This is a genomic window from Bradyrhizobium sp. UFLA05-153 (assembly GCF_054185185.1).
This window is the reverse complement of record NZ_JBBIAM010000001.1, coordinates 166,777-185,529: the sequence shown is the minus strand read 5'-3', so window position 1 is coordinate 185,529 and position 18,753 is coordinate 166,777. Positions and strand designations below refer to the sequence as shown.

Sequence of the window (18,753 nt, the reverse complement as noted above, 5' to 3'; positions counted from 1 at the left end):
GAACACCCCGTCCGCCGGTCCAAAACATTCGCGCTGGCAGGTCTCCCGGCTTGCGGAGCAGGGTTTTATCCCTTCGATCCCCGCCTTCCCGATCCCATGGGATCAGTGGCTTCGGGCATCTCTCCGGTCACGGTCGCGGGGGCGGCTGCTTTTCGAACACGAATCTTGCCGATTCGAGCCCTATCGCATTCCCTCTTCGCCTGTCGTAGGACAGGAACCAACGCCGGCCCACCATTTGCCCATGGCCGCCACTTGTCAAGCCGAAGGACCATTTCAGATGACGCCTGAACCGGATACCCCAGCGGTGGAGCAAACCGATGCCCGGCACGCCGCGAAAATGGCGAAGAAGAAGGTCGCCCGCGACAAGATCATGGCGACCAAGAGCGGCGAAAAGGGGCTGATCATCGTCCATACCGGCGCGGGCAAGGGCAAATCGTCCTCCGCCTTCGGCATGATCGTTCGCTGTGTCGCGCACGGCATGCCTTGCGCGGTGGTCCAGTTCATCAAGGGCGCCTGGGATACCGGCGAGCGGCGCCTGCTCACCGGGCATTTCGGCGATCTCTGCCAGTTCCATGCGATGGGCGAAGGCTTTACCTGGGAGACGCAGGATCGCGCCCGCGACATCGCAGCCGCGCGCGCCGGCTGGGAGAAGGCCAAGGAGCTGATCTCCGATGAACGCCTGCGCATGGTGGTGCTCGACGAGATCAACATCGCGCTGCGCTACGACTATCTCGACATCGGCGAGGTCGTCGACTTCCTGAAAACGCAGAAGCCGCCGCTGACGCATGTCGTCCTCACCGGGCGCAACGCCAAGGACGAGCTGATCGAGATCGCCGACCTCGTCACCGAGATGACGCTGGTGAAACATCCGTTCCGCTCCGGCATCAAGGCGCAAGCCGGCGTCGAGTTCTGAGACGTCGATGGCGCGCGCATTGATGATCCAGGGAGCGGGCTCGGACGTCGGCAAGTCGCTCGTCGTTGCGGGCCTTGCGCGTGCCGCAAAGCGCCGGGGCCTGCGCGTGCTCCCCTTCAAGCCGCAGAACATGTCGAACAATGCGGCCGTCACCGTCGACGGCGGCGAAATCGGCCGCGCGCAGGCGTTCCAGGCACTCGCCGCCGGCGTCGAGCCGCACACCGACATGAATCCCGTGCTGCTCAAGCCCGAGACCGATGTCGGCGCGCAAATCATCGTGCAGGGCAAGCGCATCGCGACGGCACGCGCCCGCGACTACGCGGCGATGAAACCTTCGCTGATGGGTGCCGTGCTCGAGAGTTTCGAACGGCTGAAGGCGCGGGCCGATCTCGTTCTGGTCGAAGGCGCCGGCAGCCCGGCCGAGGTCAATTTGCGCAAGGCCGACATCGCCAATATGGGCTTCGCCCGCAAGGCCGATGTCCCGGTCGTGCTGATTGGCGACATCGATCGCGGCGGCGTCATCGCGCAGCTCGTCGGCATCAAGACCGTGATCGATCCTCACGATGCCGCGATGATCTGCGGGTTTGTCATCAACAAGTTCCGCGGCGATCCCACGCTGTTCGACGATGGCTATCGGCTGATCGAAACCAAGACATCCTGGCGCGGTTTTGGTGTGCTGCCCTGGTTCGCGCGCGCCGGCGAATTGCCGGCCGAGGATGCACTGGGATTGGGCGACGCGCGAAAGCCCGGTCAGTGCAAGATCGCGTTCCTGGCGCTGTCGCGGATCGCCAATTTCGACGATCTCGACCCGCTCAAGCTCGAGCCCAATGTCGACCTCGTGATGGTCCGCCCGGGCGAAGCGATCCCCGGCGACGCACAGCTCGTCATCGTGCCCGGCTCGAAATCGACGCGGGGCGACCTCGCGTTCTTGCGTGCGCAAGGCTGGGACATCGATCTCCTCGCACATCACCGCCGCGGCGGTCACGTGCTCGGTGTGTGCGGCGGCTACCAGATGCTCGGGCGCAGCGTGGATGATCCTGATGGCATCGAGGGCGCGGCCGGAGAGACGGCCGGCCTCGGCCTTCTGGATGTGACCACCGTGATGTCGCCGCAGAAGACGCTCACCCGCGTCGTTGCACGACATGCGGCGACGAGCGCGCCGATCGACGCGTATGAAATCCACATCGGCCGCACCGATGGGCCGGATCGCGCGCGCCCCTTCGCCATGCTTGATGGCGCACCGGAAGGAGCGATTTCCGGCGATGGGCGTGTGCACGGCAGCTATCTGCATGGCCTGTTCACGTCGGATCATTTTCGCAAAGCGTTCCTTGCGCAGCTCGACATTCCCTCAGCCGATCAACCCTATCAGGCACGGGTCGAGAGCGCGCTCGACGCGCTCGCCGATCACATCGAGACGCATCTTGATATCGAAGGCCTGCTCGCGCTGGCGCGCTGAGCGTCAGCCCGCGAGCGCGGCGACGAGGCGCGACCATTCCGCCTCATCACCCGGCAGCCCCAGACGCAACCATCCCGGCTGCTGGCTGAAGACGCGCGACCAGATCCGGCCGCGCGCGAGCTTGTCCTGGGCAGCAAGCGCATCACCGACATCGTAGAGCCGGAACAGCGGCGTGCCGCCGACCAGCCGCCATCCTTGCGCCGTAGCCTCGACGTCGAGCCGCGCGCAGTCGCGGCCGAGCCGCGCCGTCGTTGCGCTGGCCCATTCGCGATCGCGCAGTGCGCGCCGACCGACGGCGATCGCAGCGCCTGAAACCGGCCACGGCCCTGCTATCGCCGAGAGCGCTGCAATGTCCGCGTCCGCGCCGAGCACAAAGCCAAGGCGCAAGCCGGCCAGCCCGTAGAACTTGCCGAATGAGCGCAGGATCAGAAGACCGCCCTGCCCCGCCTCTCGCGCGAGCGACAGCTCAGGCAGCGCATCGGCAAAACTCTCATCGATTACAAGGCGGCCGACGCGCGGCAAGAGGGCAAGCAGATCGGCCTTGCCGTGACGCCGGCCGTCGGGATTGTTGGGATTGACGACGACGGCAAGATCGGCGCCCGCGAGCGCGTCGAGACCTGAGACCTCGGCAACGTCCCAGCCCGCGGCGGACAACACCCCGCCGTATTCGTTGTAGGTCGGCGCGAGAATGCGCGCGCGGCCCTTGCGCGAAAGATTCGGCAGACACTGGATCGTCGCCTGCGCGCCGGCCATGGCGAGCAGCGGCGCCTCTGTTGCATAGGCCTGCCGCGCAGCATCGTGCAGCGCTTCAATCTCGCACCGCGACGGCAGCGCGCGCCAGGCATGCGGTTCGATCCCACCCACCGGATAAGGCTGCCGGTTGATGCCGGTCGACAGATCGATCCAGCCCTCAATGCGCCCGCCGAACCGCTGCACCGCTGCATCGAGATTGCCACCATGTTCGCGCATCGCCGTCTCGCTAGATCAAAGCCAGTGCCGCGAGCAAGCCGCCGAGCAGCAGCATCGCGCGAACATAGAGCCGCAATCCCCGGCCGATATCGGCGCCGAGCGGATCGCGCGCGCCTTCGTTCAGCCAGGGTTCGTCGGTCACGGCGCCATGATAGCTGCGCGGCCCGCTCAGGCGCACGCCGAGCGCGCCGGCCATTGCCGCCTCCGGCCAGCCGGCATTGGGCGAGCGATGGCGATTTGCATCGCGCGACATGCAGGACAAGACCACTGTGGGGTGCGCTGTCACCAACGCGAACAACAGGCCCGTCAGCCGCGCCGGGATGAAATTGGCGACGTCGTCGATGCGCGCGGCCGCCCAGCCGAACCAGCGATAACGCTCGGAGCGATGACCGATCATGGAATCCAGTGTGTTGATTGCCTTGTAGCCAAAGATGCCGGGCAGGCCCAGCAGCGCGCCCCAAAATACCGGCGCCACGATGCCGTCGGACGCGTTCTCCGCGAGGCTCTCGAGCGCCGCGCGCGAAATCCCGGCCTCATCGAGGGACGCGGGATCGCGGCCGACGATCTGCGCGACCGCAAGCCGCGCCGCCTCTAAGTCGCCCGACTGCAACGGCTGCGCGACGGCAGCGACGTGATCATGGAGCGAGCGCAGCGCGACCAGCGGCCAGGCCAGAATGCCGAGCAGGACGGCGCGGCTCCATCCGGGAATGAGCCAGCTTTGCACCAACCAGCCGATGGCAGCGCACAGCGCAATCACCAGCAGCGCGGCGGCAATGCCGGCCATGCGCCGCGTTTCGGGTGCATCCGCCGGTCTGTTCCAATTGCGATCGAGCAGAGCGATCAGCCTGCCGATCCAGGTCACGGGATGGCCGATGCCCGCGAACAATGCGGCGGGCCATCCCCAGATGGCGTCCACCGTCATCGCTACCGCCATCGCGCCGGCAAAGCCCACGTCACATCTCCTTCTCGCCTGCCCTGATGCGCAAGAATTGCGTCGCAGCGCAAGCCCCTGCCCGCCGATTTCGGCTTTGTCTTTGCGCCCGATTGGTGGTTAGTGCGGTCAGAATGGAGGTTTCATGGCGGTTGTCCTGATCACGGGAGGGGCGAGGTCCGGGAAAAGCCGGCGCGCCGAGGCGCGCGTCCGCGGCTTTCCCGGCCGGCCCGTCTACATCGCGACCGCGGAGGCGCTCGATGCGGAGATGGCGGAGCGGATCGCGCACCACCGCGCCCGCCGCGGCGGTGACTGGATCGAGCGCGAGACCCCGCTCGATCTCGTGGCGGTGCTCGATGCGACCGATGGCGGCGGCGCGCGGCTGGTCGACTGCCTGACGCTATGGCTCTCGAACCTTCTTCATGCCGGACGCGAGTGGTCGAACGAAGCGGCGCTGCTCGCTGCGGCACTTCGCAGGCAACAGAGCCCGGTGATCCTCGTGACCAACGAGGTCGGCCTCGGTATTGTGCCGGACAATGCGCTGGCGCGCAGTTTTCGCGATGCGGCCGGCCTGCTCAACCAGGCCATCGCCGAAGTCGCCGATGAGGTCGAGTTCGTGGTCTCGGGGCTACCGATGAAGGTCAAGTGAAGCCATGACCGACCGCAAGCAACTCGCCACCATCGTCAAGGATTTGCGCATCGGCCTGTCACTCGCCACGATCCTGCCGCTCGGCCCGTCGACGCCGGTCGGCGACGGCGACATCGCACGGGCGGGCAGGACACTGCCGGTCGCGGGACTGTTGGTCGGTCTCCTCAGTGCCGCCGTCTATGCGATCGCTTCTGCAGTCGGCGTAACACCGGCGCCGGCCGCGATGCTGGCGCTTGCGAGCACGATCATCATCACCGGCGCGCTGCACGAGGATGGCCTTGCCGATACCGCCGACGGCCTCGGCGGCGGTACGCGCGCGCGAAGACTCGAGATCATGCGCGACAGCCGGATCGGTAGTTTTGGCGTCTGCGCACTCATCGTGTCGCTGGGCCTGCGCTGGAGCGCGCTCGCGGCCATTGCCGCGCCGCGCGCGGTCCTGATCGCGCTTCTGCTTGCGCATGTGGCCGCGCGCGCGGGCCTGCCGCTGTTCATGGCGCTGGTGCCACCGGCGCGGACGGATGGATTGTCCGCCGGCGCCGGCCGGCCGGCAGGGCCGAACGCCGCCATTGCGCTCGGCCTTGGTGCCATCGTTCTCGCGATCGGCTTTGGCCCGGGCAAGGCGATCCTTGCCGTGATCCTTCTCGCCTTTCTCGGACTGCTGATCGCCTGGCTCGCGATCAGGCAGGTCGGCGGGCAGACCGGTGATATACTCGGTGCTTACGAGCAAGTCGCCGAGACCGCCATCCTGCTGATGGCCGCCTCGCTGTTTCACGCGGCCTCCTGATGGTCTCCTTCGACGACGATTTCCGCCGGCAATTGCGCGAGCTCTTCGTCTGGCGGCGCGACGTGCGGCGCTTCCGCAGAGATCCGCTGCCCGAGGGCACGCTGGAACGGCTGATCGACATCGCCTGCCTGTCGCCATCGGTCGGGCTCAGCCAGCCCTGGCGCTTCGTGATCGTCGAGGATGAGGCGCGGCGCCGCGCTATTGTCGACGACTTCAAGCTCTGCAATGCCGATGCGCTCAAAGCCTATTCCGGCGAGCGCGCCGCGCGCTATGCCGCGCTCAAGCTCGCCGGCCTCGAAGAGGCGCCCGGGCATCTGGCGGTGTTTTCAGAAAACGCCTGCGAGACCGGACATGGCCTTGGCCGCGCGACGATGCCGGAGACGCTCGACTATTCGGTCGTCGCGGCCATCGTCTCGGCCTGGCTCGCCGCGCGCGCCGACGGCATCGGTATCGGCTGGGTGTCGATCCTCAACCCGTTCCACGTCCGTGAGATTCTCGAGGTGCCCGCCAGCTGGAAATTGATCGGTTATCTCTGCGTCGGCTATCCCGAGGCTGAGCTCGATCGTCCGGAGCTCGAACGCGCGGACTGGGAACGCCGGCGGCCTTCGACGGACGTCACGATCCGGCGCTGAGGTGCCCGGTTACGGCAGATTGTCCCGCAAGAAGATGTCGATGCGGATACGCTCCTGGTCGGCACTGATCGGCTCGCCCGAGCAATGCGCGAGCAAGACGCGCGCAGCGGAGCGCGCTTCGTGGCCGGGATCCTGGTTGATGATCGCATCGATGGTGCCGCGCACCAGAAAGCGCCCCGTGAACTGGGTGAGTTCGTGGGCGATCCAGACCACATCGCGGGCACGACCCGAGGCTTCCAGCGCCTCCGCGATGCCGCGATTACCGGCTCCGCAGGAGTAGATGCCAAGCAGATCAGACCGTCGCGACAAGAGCTCTGCTGTGAGGACGCGCGTGCGCTCGCTGTCGTCGCGCCCCTCCAGCACCGGCAGCACAACCAGATCCGGATATTCGCTCGTCAGAATCTGGTGAAAGCCAAACTGTCTCTCGGTGTGATCGCGTAGCGACAGCGAGCCGGCAATGACGGCGACGCTGCCTTTGCGTCCCGACAGGAAACGTCCCATCAGGGTTGCGGCCGTGCGACCGGCGGCCGGATTGTCGATGCCGACATAGTGCAGGCGCCGCGCGCTCGGCGCGTCCGAGACCAGTGTCACCACGGCAACGCCGCGGGCCGCGAGATCATCGATCGCCGCGCGCACCCGAGGATGATCGAGCGCGATGACGGCGACGCCGTGATAGGCCGGCGACAGCTCCTCCAGCGTGTGGGCCAGCACCTCCGGATCGAGCACGTCGACGTGCAGGATATCGATGAATCCGCGCTGGCTGGCGAGCCACTCCGCGGTGCGCTGCACCTGCTCGGTCAAGTTGGTCATGAAGCTGTTGCTGCCGGTCGGGAGCACGAAGGCGAAGCGAAATGTCTGGCCACGGGCGAGCCGTGCGGCGGCGATATCGGCGCGGTAGCCGAGCTTTGCGACCGCCGCCTCCACGCGCGCCACCGTTTTGGCCCGCACGCCTTCGCGACGGTTGACGACGCGATCGACCGTTGCGAGCGACACTCCGGCCATGCGCGCGACGTCTTCCAGCGTCGCGCGCATGGCCGGATGTATCTCGCCGCCCGTCATCCGCGCGCCGCCCACAACATGCCGCGGATCATCATGGTCCTGATCTCGGGCACGTCGAGTTCATAGGCACGGTGGCCGAGCGAGGAATAGAACACCCTGCCCTCGCCGTAGCGCTTCTTCCAGACCACCGGCATCACCACGCCCTCGATCCAGGGCGCGTGCTCGCCGGAAAACGTCGTCGTGGCCAGCACCTCGTTCGCAGGGTCGACATGCATGTAATACTGCTCGGATCGATGCTCGAAGCTCTTCAGGCCCTTCATGATGGGGTCGTCCGGCTTCGTCAAGTCGACCCTGTAGTCGATGATGTTGCCGGGATGGGCAACCCACTGGCCGCCGCAGAGGAATTGATAGTCGACCGATTCCCGGAAGGCGTCGCACATGCCGCCATGATGGCCCGCGAGCCCGACGCCGCCGCGCACGGCCGCGCAGAGGTTGAGCGCCTCCGGCTTCTCGATCTTTGACATGGTGTAGATCGGAATGATCAGCGAGAGATCGTGGATCGCGGGATCGGCGAACGCCGCCGTCGTGGTCTCGATGCGGACCTCGAAGCCTTCCTGCTTCAACCAACCTCGTATCATCGAGGCGCAGAGATCAGGATCGTGTCCCGGCCAGCCACCCCAAACGATCATTGCCTTGCGCATTGTCATCATCCTCAGTCGATCTGTCCGGTCTCACGTCCGGCCGGCAACATCGCCGGCCGCTCGGCGCGGCTCTCGATTTTGACGGGGCGCCCCTCATCGGCGGAAGTCTGGAACGCTTCCATCACCTCCAGGACGTGGAAGGCGAGCGCGCCGCTGGCGCGGTGCGGCCGGTTGGTGACGATGGCGCTCGCCATATCGGCGACGCCGATCGAGCGGAATTCACCTTCGACATGACCGTGGGTCAGCGGCACTGTCTCCCACTCGCCGCCGGTCTTCGCCACCTGCACCTCGCCGCCGAAGCGGTTGGGATCGGGGACCAGCATGCTGCCCTTGTCGCCATAGATCTCGATCGGCGTATGCCGGTGCTTCGGCACGTCGAAGCTCATGGCGACCGAGACCACGGCGCCGCTTTCGAATTCCAGCGTGCCGGCCACGTGGGTTGCGACCTCGACCGGGATCATCTGGCCGTTCATCGGCTGGCTGGTCACGAGACGCTCGGATTTCGGCCGCGCGGTCGAGCCCATCACGCTCGCGACGGGGCCGAGCAACTGCACGAGGTCGGTGATATAGTATGGCCCCATGTCCAGCATCGGCCCGCCGCCGCGCAAGTAATAGAAGCCCGGGGCCGGATGCCAGCGTTCGTGGCCGGGGCACATGAAGAACGCGCTGCCCGCGACGGGCGTGCCGATGGCGCCGTCGTCGATCAGCTTGCGCGCGGTCTGATGGCCGCCGCCGAGGAAGGTGTCGGGCGCGCAGCCGACGCGCAGGTTCTTTTGCGCGGCGAGATCCATCACCTTCCGCGCCTCGGCCACGTTGACGCCCAGCGGCTTCTCGGAATGAACGTGCTTTCCTGCGTTCAGCACCGCGAGGCTGACGTCGGTGTGCGCGAGCGGAACCGTGAGATTGATCACGATCTCGATATCGTCGCGCTTGAGCAGCTGGTCGACGCGCATCCCCGGCAGCCCGAACTCGGCGCCGCGCTTTTCCGCCACTTCGCTGCGCATGTCTGCGAGCGCCTTGACATCGAGGACCGGGAAGCGCTGCGAAGCCTTGAGGTACGCGGTGCTGATATTGCCGCAACCGATGATGCCGATGCCGACTTTTCTCATTCTTGTCTCCGTGAGGTGTCGTTCATCCCTTGACTGCGCCTGCGGTGAGACCGGCGACGATGTGCTTCTGCGCCAAGAGGAAGAGGATGATCGTCGGCAGGATGGTCAGGGTGATGAAGGCGAGGATCAGGTGCCACTCCGACGAGTATTCGCCCTGGTAGACCATGATGCCGAGCGGCCATGGATACAGCGCATCGGTGTTGAGCATCACCAGCGGCAACAGATAGGCGTTCCAGCTATTGACGAAGGTGATGGTGCCGACGGTGGCCAGGATCGGCCGCGACAGCGGCAGCGTCACGTAGCGGAAGAATTTGATGTAGCTGCAACCATCGACCAGCGCCGCCTCGAGCAGCTCGTAGGGGATATCCTTGAAGAAGCGTCTGAGCAGCAGGATGCTCATGGCGAGGCTGAAGGCGACCTGCGGCAGCACGACGCCGAGATAGGTATCGAGCAGCCCGAGATCGCGTACCTTGATGAACAGCGGCAGCACGGCGGTTGCGGCCGGAAACAACAGTCCCAGCGTCAAATAGCTCAGCAGCATCGAGCTGCCGTAGAACCGGACATGGGCGAAGGTGAATGCCGCCATCGACGCGACGATCAGGGTCAGGGTCACCGTCAGCGTCGATATGATGAGAGAGTTACGCAGGAGCTGCCAGTAGCGCTGCGAGAACAGGATGTCGGCGTAGTTCTGCCATTCCCAGTGCCGCGGCAGACCGAACGGATTGACGCGCAACTCGCCGAGCGTCTTGAAGCCGCCGAGCACGGTCGCAAGCAGCGGCACCGCGACGAAGATCGCGACAAGGCCGAGGAACAGCGCCTTGTACAGCACGGCGGGATCGAACGGCGCGCGGGTGATCTCGACATTACTCATCGCGCATGAACCATCGCTTGTAGGTGAAGGCGAAGGTGACACAGGTCATGAACAGGATGACGCCGATGGCGCTGCCAAAGCCGACCCGCATGCGCGAGATGCCGTTGTTGTAGAGGAAGCTCACCATCGTATTCGAGGAATCCGCAGGTCCCCCGCGCGTCAATGGCATCACCAGGTCGAACAGTTGCAGGGAACCGATGATGGCGAAGAACACCGAGAGGCGGATGGTCGGATAGAGCAAGGGAATCACGACGTGGCGCAGCGTCTGCGAGCGCGTTGCGCCGTCGATGCGCGCCGCCTCGATCAGGCTCTTGTCGAGGCTCTGAAGCGCGGCGATGAATAGCATCATGTGGAAGCCAAAGTACTTCCAGACGATGACGATCAGCACCGCCAACATCGCGGTATCGGTCGAGGCGAGCAGATGCGGGGCTTCGCTGCCGAAGGCGCGCCAGACCGAGGCGACGAGGCCGTAATCGCCGTCATAAACGAACGAGAAGATCAGCCCGGTCGCGATCTCGGCGAGGATGTAAGGCATGAAAAACAGCATGCGCAGCGCGACCGCGCCGCGGAAGCGCTCGGCGAGCATGAGCGCGAGCGTCAGCGCCAGCGGCAACTGGACGAGCAGCGAGACCGCGATGATCAGGCCGTTATTGCGCAGCGCGAGCCAGAAGGCGCGCGTCTGAAACACGAAACGGTAGTTGTCGAGCCCGATCCAGTTGGTCGGCCGGCCAAAACCGTTCCAGTTGAAGCCGGAATACCAAGCCGCCTCCCCGATCGGCACCACGACGAACAGGGTGAACAGCAGCAGCGCCGGCGGAAGGAACAGCACGAGCACGGTGAGCCGGCCGTCCCAGCTCGGTCCGCGCGCCGCGATTGGCGCAATCGCGGGCTCGACCGCGTCCATGGCGGGCGATGTCGCCATCCGCCGCGCCACGGTCAGTTGCCCTGCTTCCAGGCTGCCTCGATCGCCTTGGCCGCGTCCTGCGGGCTCATGCTGCCGCCGGCAATCTCCGCCGTGACGTCGTTGACGACGCGACCGACGGAGGGACCGAGGCTCTGGTCATAGAAGTTCTGGTGGTAGTTCGATTTCGCGAGATTGTCCGCGATGCGCTTCATGAACGCGTTGTTGAGCCCGACCTCGGCGCCCTTCACCACGGGAACGATATAGTTGCCTGCGGCAAGGCGCGTCTGCACGTCTTTTGAGACGAAGTATTTGAGGAAGTCGACCGCCTCCTTCGGCGAGCCCTTGGTGACGAGCCAGCCGGTGATGCCGCCGAGCGTATCTGATGGCGCGCCCTTGCCGCCGGGCACCACCGGGAAATCGAACCAGCCGATCTTGTCCTCGCCGAGGCCCACCTTGTCGGCGGCAAGTGCGCGCTGGAGATGATAGACGGAGCTGATGGCAAGCGTCATCGCCGCCTTGCCGTCGCCAAAATAGCCCACGGCTTGCGGATTCTTGAAGCCGAGGAAGCCGTTCTGGAACGGCTGGAGGTCCACGAGCTGCTTGAACAGCTCACCGGATTTTTGGAACGTCTCGCCGGCAAAGCCGCCGTTTTCGCCGCGCAGCGCGGCATCGAAGGCCGGCTTGCCGCCGATCCGCACCGCAAGGTGCGTCCAGTAGAAATGTAGCGGCCATTTGTCGGCGCCGCCGACGACGATCGGCGTCACGCCCGCGGCTTTCAGCGTCTTCACCGCCGCGAGCAGATCGTCCCAGGTCTTGATGGAGGCCGGATCGACATTAGCCTTCGCCATCAGTTCCTTGTTGTAGAGGAAGCCGACCTGCGACAGCGCCGTCGGCAAGCCGTAGACGCGGCCATCCCTGCTGAAGGCGGCAAGCGCCGCCGGCGTCAGCGTGTCGGAATAACCCTTCACCTGGTCGGTGATGTCGTCGAGGACATCAGCTTCGATCTGTGCCTTCAACACGCCGCCCGACCAGCTGTAGATGATGTTGGGCCGGTCCTTGGACTGGAGAATGGTCGGAAGCTTCGCCTTGTACGCCTCGTTCTCGAGGAACTGCATCTCGATCTTGACGCCGGGATGAGAGGCCTCCTAGGCCCGCGCCACCTCTTCCCAGATCTTGACCTGCGCGGGATTGACCTCGATGTGGAGCCATTTCACCGTGGTGTCGGCCATCGCCGCGCCTTGCGCGAGCAGCCATGCGGTAGCAGCGAGTCCCAGCTTCCTGAGCAGCCTCATCAGCATTCCTCCCGACTGTTTTGGTCTTGCTTATGTCGTTGCGGCAATGCTGCCCTCATTTTTTGAGGTACGCAACTAAAATTCTGATCTATGCACCTCACCGACGGTGTGGCTAAGGTTCCCGGCGAGTCGTTTTTGCCGGGCGAGCGCTGCCCGGATAACAGTGCCGGGAGGACAATCATGGCCGCCATTTATCCGGACCTTGCAGGCAAGGTCGTTCTCGTCACGGGCGGCGCGTCTGGCATCGGCGAAGCGATCGTGCGGCGCTTTGCGCAGCAAAAAACCGTCGTCGTGTTCTTCGATATCAAGGCCGATGACGGCACGCGGCTGGCGCGCGAGCTTGCTGACCAGGACCTCGCGGCACATTTTTGGCATGTCGACCTCACCGATATCGCGGCCTTGCGCGCCGGCGTCACGGAAGCCCGCAAGGCGCACGGCCCGATCAACATCCTCGTCAACAATGCCGCGCATGACGAGCGACATCCGACCGAGGAGGTGACGCCGGAATATTGGGACGACCGCATCGCCGTGAACCTGAAGCATCAGTTCTTCGCGGCGCAGGCGGTCCTGCCGGACATGAAGGCGGCTAATGCCGGCGCCATCATCAATTTCGGCTCGGTCTCCTGGATGGCAGGACAAGGCGGCATGGCCGCCTACACCGCCAGCAAGTCCGGCGTGATCGGCCTCACCCGCTCGCTCGCGCGCGACTACGGCCCCTACAACATCCGCGTCAATGCAATCGCGCCCGGCTGGATCATGACCGAGCGCCAGGTCACGAAATGGCTGACGCCGGAAGGCGTGGAAGAGCTGATGCAGCGCCAGTGCCTGAAGCGCAAGCTGATGCCGGACGAGATCGCGAAGGTGACGGTGTTTTTGGCCTCCGACGAAGCCTCGGCCTGCACCTCGCAGCATTACGTCGTGGATGGCGGCTGGGTCTGATCGAGCGATCCACCTTGCCGAGGATGGGATGAGCCCGCACATGGATACGTCCTTTCTCTCTCGTGCGCCCTTTGGTCTCGATGCGCGCGCCGTCGCGTGGGTCGAGACCACCTATCGCGCGCTGAGCCTGCAAGACAAAGTGGCTCAGCTCTTCAACCTTCTGTCGCGCGGCACCGATCCCGGTGAGCTCGGCAGGCTCGCGCGATTGCGACCGGGCGGAATCACGCGGTACTTCGGTCGCGATGGCGGGGCCGAGCGCGCGCGACTAGTGGCCGCTCAGAAGGCCGCACCGATCCCGCTCCTGGTCAGCGCCGATCTCGAGGGCTCGCGCATGAGCCTTCCCTTTGGCACACAGCTGCCGAACCCGCTCGCACTCGCGGCGATCGATGACCCCGCGGTGACCGCGGATATCTCGCGTATCATTGCCGAGGAGGCCGTCTCCCTCGGCGTGAACTGGTCGTTCGCTCCGGTGATCGACATAAATCACGCGTTTCGCAGTTCGATCGTCGGCACGCGAAGCTTTGGCTCCGATCTCGAAACGATCCGCCGTCATGCGCTGCCCCACATCGAGGTCCTGCAAAGGCATGGCATCGCCGCGACCGCCAAGCATTGGCCCGGCGAAGGCTACGACGACCGCGACCAGCATCTGCTCACCACGATCAATCCGCTCTCCATGGAGCAGTGGGAGGCGACGTTCGGCAGGCTCTTTCGCGCGGCGATCGACGCCGGCGTGCTCTCCATCATGTCCGCGCATATTGCGCTGCCTGCGTACGTCAGGAGCCAGCTGTCCGATCCGGGCGTCGAGGCTTTCAGGCCGGCCTCCGTCAGCAGGCTTCTCAATATCGAGCTGCTTCGTCACAAGCTCGGCTTCAACGGCCTGATCGTCTCGGATGCCAGCGAGATGGCCGGCCTCACCTCCTGGTGCCGCATCCGCGCGGCCAAGTCGCAGATCATCGCCGGTGGGTGCGACATGATCCTGTTCTCGCGCGCGCCGGAGGAAGACATGGCGGAGGTGCGCGCGGCTGTCGAGGATGGCCGCCTGCCGGCCGAACGGTTCGAGGACGCGGTGCTGCGTGTCCTCGCTCTGAAGGCGGCGCTCGGTCTCCACGAGATGGCAACCGTTGGGCCGACCGGAGCGATTGCGCGGGCTTCCGACAAGGTCATCGCCGACGCGGCCTTGCGGCGGGCGCCGACCCTGGTCAAGGACACTCTGGGCCTCCTGCCCATCAGTCCGCGGCGGCATCGGCGCGTGCTGGTAATATCCGGCGGAATCATCAGTCCGCTTCATGACTCACCGCACGAATTCAGCCTGCCGGATATGCTGGCCAGGGAGGGATTCGAGGTTACGCTGCACACCCAGCAGCCCGCGGTCGATCCGGCCGGTTTCGATCTCGTCCTCTATCTCCTTGGAGAAGAGACGTTGCTTACGCGCGGGCGCATTTTCCTCGATTGGGCACGGCTTGGCGGTGATTTCGTCGGTGCCATGCGGCGCTATTGGCACGACATTCCGACCATCATGGTCTCGTTCGGCTATCCCTATCACCTCTATGACGCGCCCCGCGTGCCCGTCTACATCAACGCGTATTGCACGATCGACGAGATGCAGGCAGCCGTCGTCGACCTGTTGATGGGACGACATCCCTGGAACCGGAACAGTCCCGTTGATCCCTCTTGTGGCCTCGAGGACGCGAAGTACTAACCTCTATTTCACTCCGCGTTCGCCCGCTCCAGCGGCGCTGCTGCAACGCTCGCCTGCGGCCGCGCCTTCGCCGTCGTCGCGCGGCGACGCTGCATGAGATACTGGTCGCCGAGCACGCCGATCAGGATCACCGTGCCCATGACGGCAAAATTCAGCGAGCTCGGAATGCCCAGGAGATTGACGAGATTCTGCAGCACCTGGAGCAGCACGGTGCCGAGCACGACACCGATGATCGAGCCCTCGCCGCCGCGCAAGGAGCAGCCGCCGAGCACGGCGGCGGCAATCGCGTACAGCTCGTAGAAGGAGCCGTGCACCGCCGGCGAGATCGAGCGGGTGTACATCGCGATCAGGATCGCGGCGAACGCGGTCAGCCCCCCGCAGATGATGTAGGCGGAAATCACGACGCGATCGGAACGGATGCCGGAATAGCGCGCCGCCTCCTCGTTCTTGCCGACGGCGTAGAGATAGCGGCCGAACACGGAACGGTGCAGCAGCACCCAGGCGATGGCGGCGACGATGAAGAGCGCGACCACGCTGTGCGGCAAGGGAAAGCCGAGCACATTGGTGCGGCCCGCGGTCAGCCATTCCAGCGTCGGAAAGCTCGCGCCGAAGCCGAAGCCGGCGGTGGCGTCCTCGGTATAGTAGCGCGCTGCGCCGCGATAGATCAGAAGTCCGCACAGCGTCACCACGAAAGGCTGGATGTGCATCCGGGTGACGAGCGTGCCGTGCACGAGACCGATCGCGAGCCCACCGGCGATGATCGCGGCAAAGGCGAGCATCCAGTTGACGTCGTGATTGACGATAAGGTCGATGAAGAGCACCCCTAACAGCGCGATGACCGAGCCGACCGAGAGCTCGATTCCGCCGATGATGATGACGAAGGCTTCTGCGATCGAAAAGATGCCGAACATCCCGACCTGGTTGGCGGTGTTGGAGAGATTGCCGACCAGGAGGAAACGCGGGTTGATGAAGGTGACGACCGCACCGACCGCGAGGATCAGAATCAGGAGGCTCAGATCTTTCTTGTTCAAGGTCCCCTCGCCTCAAATTGTGTGGCCGACCGCCAGTTGCAGCACATTGTGCTCGCTGAACTGGCTGCGATCAAGGAAACCCGAGATCGCCCCCTCATGCATGACGGCGATGCGGTCGCTCACCCCGATCACCTCCTCCATGTCGCTGGAGATCATCAGGACCGCGACGCCCGCATCGGTCAGGCGGCGCAGCATGTCGTAGATCTCCTGCTTGGCGCCGACGTCGATGCCGCGCGTCGGCTCGTCGAAGATCAAGACTTTCGGCCGCATCGACAGCCATTTGGCGAGCACGACCTTCTGCTGGTTGCCGCCGGACAGTGAGCCGACGGCGGTTTCGACGTCAGGCGCGCGGATCTTGAGGCGCTCGCGCTGGCGACGGGCGTTCTCGGTCTCGCGCGCGGTGTTGACGAGCCAGAGGCGCAGATATGAGGACAGATCCGGCAGCGAGATGTTTTCGGCGATCGAGAAGTCGAGCAGGAGGCCGGAACTTTTGCGGTCCTCCGGGACGAGATAAATACCGTGCTCGATCGCGGCGCGCGGGCTGGCAATCCGGATCGGCGTGCCGTCCAGCCTGATCGCGCCGCCGCGCAAGGGATCGACGCCGAAAATGGCCCGCGCAAGCTCCGTGCGCCCCGAGCCGACCAGGCCGGCAAGCCCCAAAATCTCGCCGCGGCGCACCGACAGGCTGACGGCGCGCTCCGGATAGGTATCGGTGACGGCCTGGACGATGTCGAGCACGGCCTCGCCGGGAGGAGCTGCCGGCGGAACGTACAGCGATTTGAGGTCACGCCCGATCATCAGGCGGATCATCGCTGCCGGCGAGAGCTCCGCGCGGGTCAGCGCGCCGACCATGCGGCCGTCGCGCAGCACCACCGCGCGATCGGCGCACTGCATCACCTCGTTGAGGCGGTGTGTGATGAAGATGATGCTGACACCGTCGGCCTTGAGGCCCGCGATGACGCGCATCAGGCGGTCCGTCTCGGTCAAGGTCAGGCTCGAGGTCGGCTCGTCCATGATGACGAGGCGCGCATCGAGCGAGAGCGCCTTCATGATCTCGACGAGCTGGCGCTGGGCGAGCGACAGCTCGGCGAGCGGCGCGTCGGGTTCGAAATCGGCGCCCAGCCGTTCGAGCAGCGGTCGCACCTTTGCATAGAGAGCCTGCCGGTTGATCAGCCTGAGCGGCCCACCATGCACCGGCTCGCGGCCGATGAAGACGTTGCCGGCGACGTCGAGATTGTCGAAGAGGTTGAGTTCCTGGTGGACGAAGGCGATTCCGGCCTGGATCGCCTCCGCCACGGTGAACGAGCCCCGCTCGACGCCATCCACCCGGATCAGGCCGCCACTCGGCTCGACGACGCCGCCGAGCACGCGCATCAAGGTCGACTTGCCTGCGCCGTTCTCGCCGATCAGCGCGATCACCTCGCCCGGCGCGACCTTGAGGTCGACGTGGTCGAGGGCGACCACGCCGGGATAGGTCTTGCTGATGTCGACCAGCTCGAGGAACGGCTCAGGCATTGGCGGCTGCGAGCAGCGCTGACACTCCTACTTCTTGAGCATCGCTTTCATCGAGGCCATGAAGTCGTCGACGTTCGCCTTGTCGATGACCTTCCCGGGAACGATGATAATGCCGTTCGCCGGAATCCCCGACTTGTCGCCGCCGATGTAGGCGGCCATCAGCTTCATGCCCTGATAGCCCCACTCGAACGGCTGCTGGACGACGGTGCCGGCGATGCTGCCTTCCTTGACGCCGCCGAGCGTGATCGGATCCTCGTCGAAGCCGATGATCTGGATCTTGCCGAGCTTGCCGGCCTCCTTGAGCACCTCGTAGATGCGCGGCGTGTTGTAGGAGTAGAAGCCGACGAGGCAGCTGACGTCGGGCATGGCGGCGAGGATGTCCTCGACGTTTCGCTTGGCCCGGGTCTGGTCGATCTCGTCGCCGCGGACGTCCACGAGCTCGACCTTCGAGCCCTTGATCGTCTCCTTGACGCCCTCGATGCGCTCGCGGGCGTTGTCGGCGCCGGGCAGACCGACGAAGCCGACACACTTGCCGCCGCTCGGCAGCGCCTTCAGCATCAGCTTGCCGGCTTCCTTGCCGAGATCGGTATTCGACGAGCCGATATAGGCCACTCGCTTCGAGGCCGGAGCGTCGCTGTCGGTGGTGAACAGCACCGTCTGCGAGGCGACCTTGTTCAATTGCTCGGTCTGGTTCTTGGGATCGACGGCACTGACCATGATGCCGGCAGCACCTGCCGCGACGAGGTCGTCCATCACCCGCTGCTGCACGGCAGCCGCGGCCTGTTCCGGGTATTTGAACTGAAGCTCGAAATTGGGCAGTTCGCCCTGCGCCTTCTTCACGCCGGCCTCGGCGATTTTCCAGAAGTCGGACGCGCCGTTGACGACGAAGGCCAGAACCTTCTTGTCCGCCGCGTTGGCCGAGCCGAGACCCAGCGCGACCGCGAACGCAACGGATACACCTGCAACCAAGAGACGCTGCATACATCCCTCCCTTTTAAGCGGTTGACCGTCGATCGCGGCCAACTCTTCATGTCATTTACGCAATCGCCCTGTTTCCCCCGCCACTGGACCAACGAAGCCCGGCTCCGGATCAACGGAGGTCGCGGCGCCGTCGGCTTCAGCCTTCAAGGAAGAAAAATGAGGCACGCACCTCAAACGTACCAGAAACCCTCCGGACGTGCAACCGAGGGCCCGTTCGCTTTGATCGGAGCAGGCAAATCAGCCGAAAGCCCGTAGCCCGGGCGAGCGAAGCAACACCGGGACGATCACACGCGGAATCCCGGGTATCGCTTCGCTCACCCGGGCTACGATTTCTACTTTGCATGGGGTTGTTTTCGCGAAATGAGAAATCACGTGCGC

At 65.1% G+C, this 18,753-nt stretch carries 17 protein-coding genes, 1 pseudogene and 1 riboswitch; of the genes and pseudogenes, 7 read left to right on the top strand and 11 right to left on the bottom strand.

What is annotated here, in order from left to right:
* Window positions 1-18: 18 nt before the first annotated feature.
* Window positions 19-237, bottom strand: a riboswitch (cobalamin riboswitch).
* A 40-nt stretch (window positions 238-277) separates the two neighbouring features.
* Window positions 278-913 carry a cob(I)yrinic acid a,c-diamide adenosyltransferase gene (cobO, locus tag Q2941_RS00860; protein WP_458191280.1) on the top strand — a complete coding sequence of 212 codons (636 nt, stop codon included), beginning with the start codon at window positions 278-280 and terminating at the stop codon, window positions 911-913.
* Window positions 914-920: 7 nt separating this feature from the next.
* Window positions 921-2,369: a cobyric acid synthase gene (locus Q2941_RS00855; RefSeq protein ID WP_458191279.1), complete on the top strand. Its 1,449-nt coding sequence runs from the start codon at window positions 921-923 to the stop codon at window positions 2,367-2,369.
* A 3-nt stretch (window positions 2,370-2,372) separates the two neighbouring features.
* Here the strand turns inward: Q2941_RS00855 and cobD are convergent, their stop codons facing one another.
* Window positions 2,373-3,338 (bottom strand): threonine-phosphate decarboxylase CobD, encoded by a 966-nt coding sequence (cobD, locus tag Q2941_RS00850; protein ID WP_458191278.1) that lies wholly within the window; start codon window positions 3,336-3,338, stop codon window positions 2,373-2,375.
* Window positions 3,339-3,348: 10 nt separating this feature from the next.
* Window positions 3,349-4,290, bottom strand: coding sequence for an adenosylcobinamide-phosphate synthase CbiB (gene cbiB / locus Q2941_RS00845; protein WP_458191277.1), 942 nt, complete (start codon window positions 4,288-4,290; stop codon window positions 3,349-3,351).
* A 124-nt stretch (window positions 4,291-4,414) separates the two neighbouring features.
* Here cbiB and cobU point away from each other — a divergent pair, with 124 nt between their 5' ends.
* The 3 genes from cobU to bluB are packed head-to-tail and all read left to right on the top strand — an operon-like array spanning window position 4,415 to window position 6,334.
* Window positions 4,415-4,918: a bifunctional adenosylcobinamide kinase/adenosylcobinamide-phosphate guanylyltransferase gene (gene cobU, locus Q2941_RS00840; RefSeq protein ID WP_458191276.1), complete on the top strand. Its 504-nt coding sequence runs from the start codon at window positions 4,415-4,417 to the stop codon at window positions 4,916-4,918.
* 4 nt (window positions 4,919-4,922) lie between these two features.
* A complete protein-coding gene (cobS, locus tag Q2941_RS00835; protein ID WP_458191275.1) occupies window positions 4,923-5,702 on the top strand; it encodes an adenosylcobinamide-GDP ribazoletransferase in 780 nt (259 codons plus the stop codon).
* On the top strand, window positions 5,702-6,334 hold the full coding sequence (gene bluB, locus Q2941_RS00830; RefSeq protein WP_458191274.1) for a 5,6-dimethylbenzimidazole synthase: 633 nt from the start codon (window positions 5,702-5,704) through the stop codon (window positions 6,332-6,334). The genes cobS and bluB overlap by 1 nt, the downstream gene beginning before the upstream one ends.
* Window positions 6,335-6,343: 9 nt before the next feature.
* Here the strand turns inward: bluB and Q2941_RS00825 are convergent, their stop codons facing one another.
* The 6 genes and pseudogenes from Q2941_RS00825 to Q2941_RS00800 form a co-directional block, all read right to left on the bottom strand.
* Window positions 6,344-7,366 (bottom strand): LacI family DNA-binding transcriptional regulator, encoded by a 1,023-nt coding sequence (locus Q2941_RS00825; protein ID WP_458191273.1) that lies wholly within the window; start codon window positions 7,364-7,366, stop codon window positions 6,344-6,346.
* A 23-nt stretch (window positions 7,367-7,389) separates the two neighbouring features.
* Window positions 7,390-8,034, bottom strand: a complete 645-nt coding sequence (locus Q2941_RS00820) for a ThuA domain-containing protein (protein WP_027521114.1) — start codon at window positions 8,032-8,034, stop codon at window positions 7,390-7,392.
* Window positions 8,035-8,045: 11 nt separating this feature from the next.
* Window positions 8,046-9,143 carry a Gfo/Idh/MocA family protein gene (locus Q2941_RS00815; RefSeq protein ID WP_458191272.1) on the bottom strand — a complete coding sequence of 366 codons (1,098 nt, stop codon included), beginning with the start codon at window positions 9,141-9,143 and terminating at the stop codon, window positions 8,046-8,048.
* Between the two features lie 22 nt (window positions 9,144-9,165).
* Window positions 9,166-10,014, bottom strand: a complete 849-nt coding sequence (locus Q2941_RS00810; RefSeq protein WP_458191271.1) for a carbohydrate ABC transporter permease — start codon at window positions 10,012-10,014, stop codon at window positions 9,166-9,168.
* Window positions 10,007-10,948 (bottom strand): carbohydrate ABC transporter permease, encoded by a 942-nt coding sequence (locus tag Q2941_RS00805; RefSeq protein WP_458191270.1) that lies wholly within the window; start codon window positions 10,946-10,948, stop codon window positions 10,007-10,009. The genes Q2941_RS00810 and Q2941_RS00805 overlap by 8 nt, the downstream gene beginning before the upstream one ends.
* Window positions 10,949-10,950: 2 nt before the next feature.
* A pseudogene (locus Q2941_RS00800) lies at window positions 10,951-12,210 on the bottom strand (extracellular solute-binding protein).
* Between the two features lie 180 nt (window positions 12,211-12,390).
* Between Q2941_RS00800 and Q2941_RS00795 the strand changes: the two are divergent.
* Both Q2941_RS00795 and Q2941_RS00790 read left to right on the top strand, forming a co-directional pair.
* Window positions 12,391-13,149 (top strand): SDR family NAD(P)-dependent oxidoreductase, encoded by a 759-nt coding sequence (locus Q2941_RS00795; RefSeq protein WP_458191269.1) that lies wholly within the window; start codon window positions 12,391-12,393, stop codon window positions 13,147-13,149.
* Between the two features lie 40 nt (window positions 13,150-13,189).
* A complete protein-coding gene (locus Q2941_RS00790; protein ID WP_458191268.1) occupies window positions 13,190-14,848 on the top strand; it encodes a glycoside hydrolase family 3 protein in 1,659 nt (552 codons plus the stop codon).
* 8 nt (window positions 14,849-14,856) lie between these two features.
* On the opposite strand, the gene Q2941_RS00785 is transcribed toward Q2941_RS00790, so the two are convergent.
* From Q2941_RS00785 to Q2941_RS00775, 3 genes are read right to left on the bottom strand one after another with little or no spacing between them, the layout of a single operon-like run.
* Complete coding sequence (locus tag Q2941_RS00785) at window positions 14,857-15,879, bottom strand: ABC transporter permease (protein ID WP_458191267.1); 1,023 nt, start codon at window positions 15,877-15,879, stop codon at window positions 14,857-14,859.
* 12 nt (window positions 15,880-15,891) lie between these two features.
* Window positions 15,892-17,394, bottom strand: coding sequence for a sugar ABC transporter ATP-binding protein (locus Q2941_RS00780; protein ID WP_027521122.1), 1,503 nt, complete (start codon window positions 17,392-17,394; stop codon window positions 15,892-15,894).
* 27 nt (window positions 17,395-17,421) lie between these two features.
* The gene (locus Q2941_RS00775; protein ID WP_027521123.1) at window positions 17,422-18,375 is read right to left on the bottom strand and encodes a sugar-binding protein; all 954 of its coding nucleotides are present in this window, start codon (window positions 18,373-18,375) and stop codon (window positions 17,422-17,424) included.
* Window positions 18,376-18,753 lie beyond the last annotated feature (378 nt).